Below are 8,236 nucleotides of genomic sequence, written 5' to 3'. Positions count from 1 at the left end.
TATGCGCTGGCGGCAAGCCGGGGCGAGGTGTCGGGAGAAGTGGGACGCGGCACCTTCATCGCCGGCGCGGAAGCGCACGCGCGCGGCAACAGGGGCGTCGGCTCGGCTGCGTTCGTCACCCTGCCCGAGGGCACGGAGATCGCCATGAAGGCGGCCTTCGCGCCGACCGTGGGCCAGACCGACATCATGTCGCGCGCGCTCGCCGCCAGCATGGCCGAACCGCGCCCGGCGGAAGAACCCTTCAACGTCTATCTCGCACCGGGCGGTAGCCCGCGTCATCGCGCAGCGGCAGCGCAATGGCTGGCCCATGGCGACTTCGCGCCGGGCGCCGACGACATCGTCGTCTGTTCCGGCGCCTCGCAAGGCATCCTCACCGCGATCCTCGCCACCACCGCGCCGGGCGACATCATTCTGGCCGAGGAACTGACATATCAGGCGGTCACGCAGCAGGCCGCATTGATGGGGCGGCGCATTGTCGGCGTGAAGATCGACGACGAAGGCATCGTACCTGACGCGCTCGCCCGTGCCGCGAAGGAGCACGCCCCTGCCGCGCTCTTCATCGTGCCCAATCTGCAAAACCCGACCAGCGCCGTGATGAGCGAGGAACGGCGTAAGGAGATTGCGGAGATCGCCCGCGCGCATGAGATCGCGATCATCGAGGACGACGTCTATGGCGCGCTCCTCACCGACAGGCCGCCGCCCATCGCCTGTTTCGCGCCGGAGATCAGCTATTTCGTCACCAGCCTCGCCAAAACGCTGGGCGCGGGGCTGCGCATCGGCTTCCTCGTGCCACCACGACAAATGCTCGACCGCGCCCGCGCTATCCAATACGGCTTCGGCCAGACCGTGCCGCCCCTGATGGCGGAGCTGGCCGCAACGCTTGTCGAAGACGGCGAAGCGCGAATGCTCTGCGGGTTGATGCGCGCGGAAGTCGCGGAACGCCACCGCATGACGAAAGAGGCGCTGTCGGGATATGCCCTACGCCAGAATGACGCGTCGCTTTATGCCTGGGTGGAACTGCCCGACACATGGCGGGCGCATCATTTCGTGGAAGCCGCCCGCGCCAAGGGCCTTGCCATCGCAGCAGGCGACGACTTCATGGTGGGGCGCACGGACCGAACCTCGCGCCATATCCGCCTGGCGATCGGCCAGCCCGCGACGCGCGATCAATTGTCGGACGGCCTCGCCATCATGCGTGAGCTGCTCGAAACCGGACCGCTTTCCACGCCTTTAGTGGCGTAGCATCGACCCCATTTCGGGCGTGTCGTCCTCGTCCGGCAGGGCGAGAAAGTTGAGCGGCCCATGCCCCTGGCCGAAGCCCGGCGCGGTGCGGATCGCCTCATGCACATAATCGCGCGCGGCCTCCACCGCCAGCGTCATTTCAACGCCCTGCGACAGCAGCGCCGCGATGGCGGAGGCAAGCGCGCAGCCGGTGCCATGGGTATGCCGGGTATCGATGCGCGGACTCGTCATGGTGTGCATCGCTTCCTGCGTCGCCAGCACGTCGGTGACGATGGTCCCTTCCAGATGGCCGCCCTTGATAAGCACCGCATCCGCGCCAAGGCCGAGCAGCGCATCGGCCGCCGCCTTCTGGCCGTCCAGCGTCCTGATCTCGCGGCCCGTCAGCGCTTCGGCTTCCGGCACATTGGGGGTGAGCAGCGTGGCCATGGGAATGAGGATCTGGCGCATGGCATCGACGGCGTTTTCCGCCAGCAGCCGCGCCCCGCCCTTGGCAATCATCACCGGGTCGACGACCAGCGCCGCCTCGGCGGCGCCCGCCTCGATCTCGGCAGCGGCGCCCTCGATGATCTCCACGCTGTGCAGCATGCCGGTCTTCACCGCATCGGCGCCGATGTCGGAGAGCACGGCCTTCATCTGGTCGCGAACGATCTGCGGCGGAATTTCGTGAATGCCGGTCACGCCCAGCGTGTTCTGCACGGTCACGGCGGTCACCGCCGTCATGGCGAAACCGCCCATCATGGTCACGGCCTTGATGTCGGCCTGAATTCCGGCGCCGCCGCCCGAATCCGAACCGGCCACGATCAATACGCGGCCCTGCGGCTCGCCCCTGGCGTTATTGGTCATATTGCTGTTCCGGCGTTTACCGCCCGCATTTGGGTCTCAGGCGGCCCTCAAGCGGCGTTGGCTTCGATAGCCGACACAATATCGTTGACGACGGCGTTCACCAATCCCTCGTCATCGCATTCGCCCATCACGCGGATCAGCGGCTCCGTACCGGATTTGCGGATTACCAGGCGGCCATTCTTCGAAAGCCGGTTCTCGCCTTCCTTGATCGCCTCCTGCACCTGCTCCTGGCCCAGAGGCTCACCCTTGCGGAAACGCACATTCTTCAGGATCTGCGGCACCGGATCGAAGACATGCGCGAGCTCGCTCAACGGCCTGTCATTCACCTTGAGCACGGAAAGCACCTGCAAAGCAGCGATCAGCCCGTCGCCCGTGGTGGAGAAATCCTTGAGCACGATATGGCCGGACTGCTCACCGCCGACGTTGAAGCCGTGCCGGCGCATATATTCCACGACATAGCGGTCGCCCACCTGCGTGCGATGAAGCGAAAGATCGATCGACTTCAGATAGCGCTCAAGCCCCAGATTGGACATTACCGTCGCCACGACACCCGGCGCGGAAAGCGTGCCCATTTCCTTCCAGTGGCGCGCGACGAGCCCCATGATCTGGTCGCCGTCGATCACCCGGCCGTTCTCGTCGGCGATGATGACGCGGTCCGCATCGCCGTCGAGCGCAATGCCGATATCGGCGCGGCGCTCGCGCACCACCCCGCACATGCGCTCGGTCGCCGTCGAGCCGCAATCCTCGTTGATGTTGTAGCCATTGGGCTCGGTGCCCACCGTCACCACTTCGGCGCCCAGTTCCCACAGCGCGGCGGGCGCAACCTTGTAGGCGGCGCCATTGGCGCAATCGATCACGATACGAAGGCCCTCAAGCGTGAGGTCTTTCGGGAAGGTGTGCTTCACATGCTCGATGTAGCGCGCCTGCGCATCGTCGATACGCTTGGCGCGGCCAAGCTCGCGCGCATCGGCCAGATTGTCTTTCAGGCCATTGTCCATGTGGTACTCGATCTCGAGTTCCACCTCGTCGGACAGCTTGAAACCGTCCGGACCGAAAAGCTTGATGCCGTTGTCTTCGAAGGAATTATGCGAGGCGGAAATCATCACGCCGAGATCGGCGCGCAGGCTGCGCGTCATCATCGCAATGGCCGGCGTCGGCAGCGGGCCGAACAGGAAGACATCCATGCCCATGGAGGTGAAACCGGCGGTCAGCGCAGGCTCCAGCATATAGCCCGACAGCCGCGTATCCTTGCCGATCACCACGCGATGGCGATGATCGCCACGACGGAACACGCGCCCCGCCGCCATGCCCACGCGCAGCGCGGTCTCGGCGGTCATGTTGCCTGTATTGGCGGTTCCGCGAATGCCGTCGGTCCCGAAATATTTGCGCGACATGAAGGTCCTCAATAAGTCTCGATCCGGCTGCGCTACACGCCCATTGCGGCAAATCGATGAATTCCCGATTTGAACCGGCCTAAAGGCGGCCTCCCCCTGACCGTCTTCGAGACGGTCCAAACGAAAGGTGGAGAACAGATTTTCCCGGTCGGATGGAATCTCGAAACAAGATTCCATCCGACCGGCATCTGCTCTCGCTGCAAATATAAGGCCGCCCGCTTGCAACGCAGTTAACGTTTTCTTGCCGTTTCTTTCAGTGTGGAGTTTTTCCGGCGTCATGCGCCTTGAGCACCTTCAACGCATCGACGAGAGGGCCCGGCTCATGGGTGCGGATCATGTCCGCCCCGTTCAGCGCCGCCAGCACCTCCGCGGCAAGCGTCGCCGCCGACGCCTCGCCCGGCGCCCGGCCCGTCACCTTGCGCAGGAAGCTCTTGCGCGACACCGAAATCAGCACCGGCAGGCCGAAACGGGCCTTGATCTCGCCGACCCGCGCCAGCACCGAAAAGGAGGTCTCCGGCACCGACCCCAGAAAAAAGCCCATGCCGGGATCGAGCACGACACGCTCCGTCGCGATCCCCGCCTTGGAAAAGGCTTCCAGCCGCGCCTCGAAGAAACGGCAGATATGCTCGATCATGTCGCCTTCGGGCGCTGCCCGCCGGTCGGCATTGCCCCGGCCCTGCACCGAATGCATGACTATGAGCCCGCAAGAGGCATCCGCCAGCCGGGGATAGAGGCTTTCATCGGGAAAGCCCTGAATGTCGTTGAGCCAGGCCACACCCCGCTCCAGCGCATAGATCTGGGTCTTCGGCTCGAAACTGTCGACGGAGATTTCCGCCCCCGCTTCGATCAGCGCATCGAGCACCGGCGCGATACGCCTGATCTCCTCTTCCGCGCCGACGGGCTTTGCATCCGGATTGGACGAAGCGGGCCCGATGTCGAGCAGGTCCGCTCCTGCCGAAAGCAATTCCCGCCCATGCGCGATCGCCGCGCCGGGCTCGAAATATTTGCCGCCGTCGGAAAAGGAATCCGGCGTTACGTTGAGAATGCCGAGGATTTTTGGATCGGGCGCGGACATGTCGCGTTCATACCATCCGGCACATGAAAAAGGGAGGCCGAAGCCTCCCTCAATCATTCGTATAGCAACAATAACTACCCACTTCAGCTCAGCCGCCGAGCCAAGTCGAAAATTTCAAGAACCAGACCGCATTAACTTACCCGAACTGTTAAGCCAAAAAACCGCGAGCTCCGGTTCGCTCATTCAGACTCAGGATCGTCCCCTCTTCTGACTCCCATACCCCCGACTTATTTTTTCCCAGCGTATAGCGAAAAATATGCGCTCTAACAGCAGCAGATAAAGCATTCGTCACAACAAATAAAATGTATTTCCGAGTATGGCGCTTCATTTGATTATACTCGTTTGGAGTAAGCTCAAAATTCACAAAGGAACCAGAAAGCCCTTTAACTTCCACAAAAATACGGCCACCCAACCCGTCAGCCTCGATATCCCACCCCTTGCACTCCTTGGAAACGTCTAAGGAATTATCGAAATATTCCATTGCCATTTTCATGGCGACCTTCTCTACCTTCAATCTACTTTCAGGATCCAAATTTCGCGGGGCACTTTTTCCATTTGGCGAATTGCCGACCGAAGATGGACGCCTTCCTCTTGAAGTCACCCCATCGATTAATTTACGTACTCGACTAATCAGTTCTGGATGAGATCCTGCGTACCAGATTGGCGACTGACCAACACCTCCCTTTTCTTTCTTCGCAGTTGGCACAACTATGTCCCTATCGCTCACCGGCAGCACAAAACAATCCGCTGACTTAGCAATAATTGTCGTCTCGACTAAGTTCCCTCCCACTTTGTGACTAAACTCTGCTGAGCGTTTGACTGTTGCGTTGCGATACCAACCGACCACCTTCAACTGGTTTGCACGCGGATCTCGAGCAATAAAGACGACGAGGACTCCTTGAATTTCTTTTTCTCCGGGTAGCGCCCCTAATTTGCCGATATTGACGCCCGAACTCCTGGGGACATAGCCGTATACCCACCCTCGATCGCTCTTAAAATTCCACTGCTCGTGCCCAACTGGCTTTCCTGTCCCCCGAGACTTGAAATGACCAAAATTTCCAGGCTCCAAAGGATCATCTAGGCTTTCACCTTCGTATTTTTTCATCCAACCAATATTCACAAAGATGATCGGCTCCATATACCCCTCCTAGCCAACTGTTCCACTCTCAACATTATTTTCCATAGCGTTAAAAACATAGCACGAAAAAGGGAGGCCGAAGCCTCCCTCAATCATTCGTATTCGACGGCGATCAGGTTCCCTGCGGCGCGGGCGGAACGCCCACCGGGCCGCCCTCGTCGCCCTTCTTGCCGCCCGTGGTCGGCACGGAGGACGAAGGACCGCTATCGGTCGGCGGCATCGGTTCGCCGCTGTCGCGGACCGGCAGCTCGCCCTTGAGCAGGTTGCTGATCTCGTCGCCCGAAAGCGTCTCGTATTCGAGCAGGCCCTTGGCGATGGTATGCAGCTCGTCGATATGATCGGTGAGGATCTGCTTGGCCGTGTTGTAGCCGTCATCGACGATGCGGCGCACTTCGCTATCGATCATGCGCTGCGTCTCTTCCGACATGTTCTGCTGCCGCGCCACGGAATGGCCGAGGAACACCTCGTCCTCATTCTCGTGATAGGCAAGCGGGCCGAGCTTGTCGCTCATGCCCCAGCGCGTGACCATGGATTTGGCCATGTTCGTCGCCATCTGGATGTCGGAGCTTGCGCCGGACGTCACCTTTTCATGGCCGAAGATGACTTCCTCGGCGATGCGTCCGCCCATGGCAACCGCGAGGTCGGCCTTGAGCTTTTCGCGCGTGATCGAAATCTGGTCGCGCTCCGGCAGGCGCATCACCATGCCCAGCGCACGACCGCGCGGGATGATCGTCGCCTTGTGGATCGGATCGGAAGCCGGCTGATGCAGCGCCACCAGCGCATGCCCGCCTTCGTGATAGGCGGTCAGCTTCTTCTCTTCCTCGGTCATGACCATGGAGCGGCGTTCCGCGCCCATCATGACCTTGTCCTTGGCATCCTCGAACTCCGCCATGGTGACGAGGCGCTTGCCGCGGCGCGCCGCCATCAGCGCGGCCTCGTTGACGAGGTTCGCCAGATCGGCGCCCGAGAAGCCCGGCGTGCCGCGCGCAATCGTCCGCGCATCGACATCGGGGGCCAGCGGCACCTTCTTCATGTGAACCTTCAGGATCTTTTCGCGGCCCACCACATCCGGGTTCGGCACCACGACCTGACGGTCGAAACGGCCGGGACGCAGCAGCGCCGGGTCCAGCACGTCGGGACGGTTGGTCGCGGCGATCAGGATGATGCCCTCATTGGGCTCGAAGCCGTCCATCTCCACCAGGAGCTGGTTCAGCGTCTGCTCGCGCTCGTCATTGCCGCCGCCGAGACCGGCGCCGCGATGACGGCCTACCGCATCGATTTCGTCGATGAAGATGATGCAGGGCGCGTTCTTCTTGGCCTGTTCGAACATGTCGCGCACGCGGCTCGCGCCCACGCCGACGAACATTTCCACGAAGTCGGAACCGGAAATGGTGAAGAACGGCACATTGGCTTCGCCCGCAATGGCGCGCGCCAGAAGCGTCTTACCCGTACCGGGCGGTCCGACAAGCAGCACGCCCTTGGGGATACGGCCGCCAAGGCGCTGGAACTTCTGCGGGTCGCGCAGGAAGTCCACGATCTCGGTCAGGTCTTCCTTGGCCTCGTCGATACCGGCCACATCGTCGAACATGACGCGGCCATGGCGCTCGGTCAGCAGCTTGGCCTTGGACTTGCCGAAGCCCATCGCCTTGCCACCGCCGCCCTGCATCTGCCGCATGACGTAAATCCAGACGGCGATCAGCAACAGCATTGGGAACCAGGAGATCAGCACGCTCAGAATGGTCGGCACGCCCTCATCGGTCGGCTTGGCGGTAATCTGCACGCCCTTGTCGTAAAGCCGGTCGATCAGGCTCGGGTCCTGCGGCGCATAGGTGCTGAAATTCTTCCCGTCGGTGTAATGGCCGGTGATCTTGTCGCCGGAAATCGTGACATCCCTCACCTTGCCGGCATCCACTTCGGAGAGCAGACGCGAGAAATTAATCTCGGATGAGGATGTTTGCTGGACGGGGCTCTGGAACAGGTTGAACAGCGCAACCAGAAGCAGCGCAATAATCACCCACAGAGCGAAATTCCTGAAATTGGACAACTCTCGGACCTTCCTCGGCTGAACGAATACGTAGTCAGCCTTTGTGCAGGCACCATGCCATGCGCGGAACGCGCGGGCCGGCGACTTTTCGACCTTTTCTAATCTAGTGACAAGATAGTGAACCCGAAAGGGTTTACCAAGAGCCGTCACCGTCGATTGTCTCGAGAAATGCTAGCAGCCCGGCTGGTAACAAGACGTTATGAGACAGGCTTAACGAACCGGAATCGCACGAAATTTCACCTTCGCCCGGCCAATCCCCGCCGCCGCCTCGCCAAAGGGCGCGGCAATGAGACGCTTACCGGCGAAAAGTGCCGGCATTGCGGCAAGCACCTGCGCGGGGGCATCCGGCAGCGCTACGCCTTCCGCCCGCAGGGTTTTGAGCCCCTCCGCGCCCAGCAAATCCGCCTGATAGCCGCCGCGCCGCGCCGGCGCCTCCGGCAGCAAAACACGGAAACGCCCGTCCCAGACGCCCTCTCCGCCCGGCAGGAGCGCGAGCGGCG

The 8,236-nt window shown here is 61.7% G+C and carries 7 protein-coding genes; 1 reads left to right on the top strand and 6 read right to left on the bottom strand.

The window, feature by feature from the left end; all coding sequences use genetic code 11:
* Nucleotides 1-1,242: PLP-dependent aminotransferase family protein (locus tag CMI59_RS16075; RefSeq protein WP_293329245.1), on the top strand; the 1,242-nt coding region annotated here is incomplete at its 5' end.
* Here CMI59_RS16075 and thiD read toward each other — a convergent pair.
* From thiD to CMI59_RS16045, 6 genes are all read right to left on the bottom strand, one after another.
* Nucleotides 1,231-2,085, bottom strand: a complete 855-nt coding sequence (thiD, locus tag CMI59_RS16070; protein WP_293329244.1) for a bifunctional hydroxymethylpyrimidine kinase/phosphomethylpyrimidine kinase — start codon at nucleotides 2,083-2,085, stop codon at nucleotides 1,231-1,233. The two genes, CMI59_RS16075 and thiD, sit on opposite strands and share 12 nt — an antisense overlap.
* 47 nt (nucleotides 2,086-2,132) lie before the next feature.
* A complete protein-coding gene (glmM, locus tag CMI59_RS16065) occupies nucleotides 2,133-3,479 on the bottom strand; it encodes a phosphoglucosamine mutase (RefSeq protein WP_293329243.1) in 1,347 nt (448 codons plus the stop codon).
* A 253-nt stretch (nucleotides 3,480-3,732) separates the two neighbouring features.
* Nucleotides 3,733-4,554, bottom strand: a complete 822-nt coding sequence (gene folP, locus CMI59_RS16060; RefSeq protein ID WP_293329242.1) for a dihydropteroate synthase — start codon at nucleotides 4,552-4,554, stop codon at nucleotides 3,733-3,735.
* A gap of 148 nt (nucleotides 4,555-4,702) precedes the next feature.
* Nucleotides 4,703-5,692 carry a DUF3883 domain-containing protein gene (locus CMI59_RS16055; protein ID WP_293329241.1) on the bottom strand — a complete coding sequence of 330 codons (990 nt, stop codon included), beginning with the start codon at nucleotides 5,690-5,692 and terminating at the stop codon, nucleotides 4,703-4,705.
* Nucleotides 5,693-5,804: 112 nt separating this feature from the next.
* Nucleotides 5,805-7,736: an ATP-dependent zinc metalloprotease FtsH gene (ftsH, locus tag CMI59_RS16050; protein WP_293329240.1), complete on the bottom strand. Its 1,932-nt coding sequence runs from the start codon at nucleotides 7,734-7,736 to the stop codon at nucleotides 5,805-5,807.
* Nucleotides 7,737-7,946: 210 nt separating this feature from the next.
* On the bottom strand, nucleotides 7,947-8,236 hold a 290-nt coding region (locus CMI59_RS16045; protein ID WP_293329239.1), incomplete at its 5' end, for a hypothetical protein.

Source organism: Parvibaculum sp. (assembly GCF_002684405.1).
Lineage (GTDB): Bacteria > Pseudomonadota > Alphaproteobacteria > Parvibaculales > Parvibaculaceae > Parvibaculum.
The sequence above is the reverse complement of the archived record's forward strand: the minus strand, read 5'-3'. Positions and strand labels throughout refer to the sequence as shown.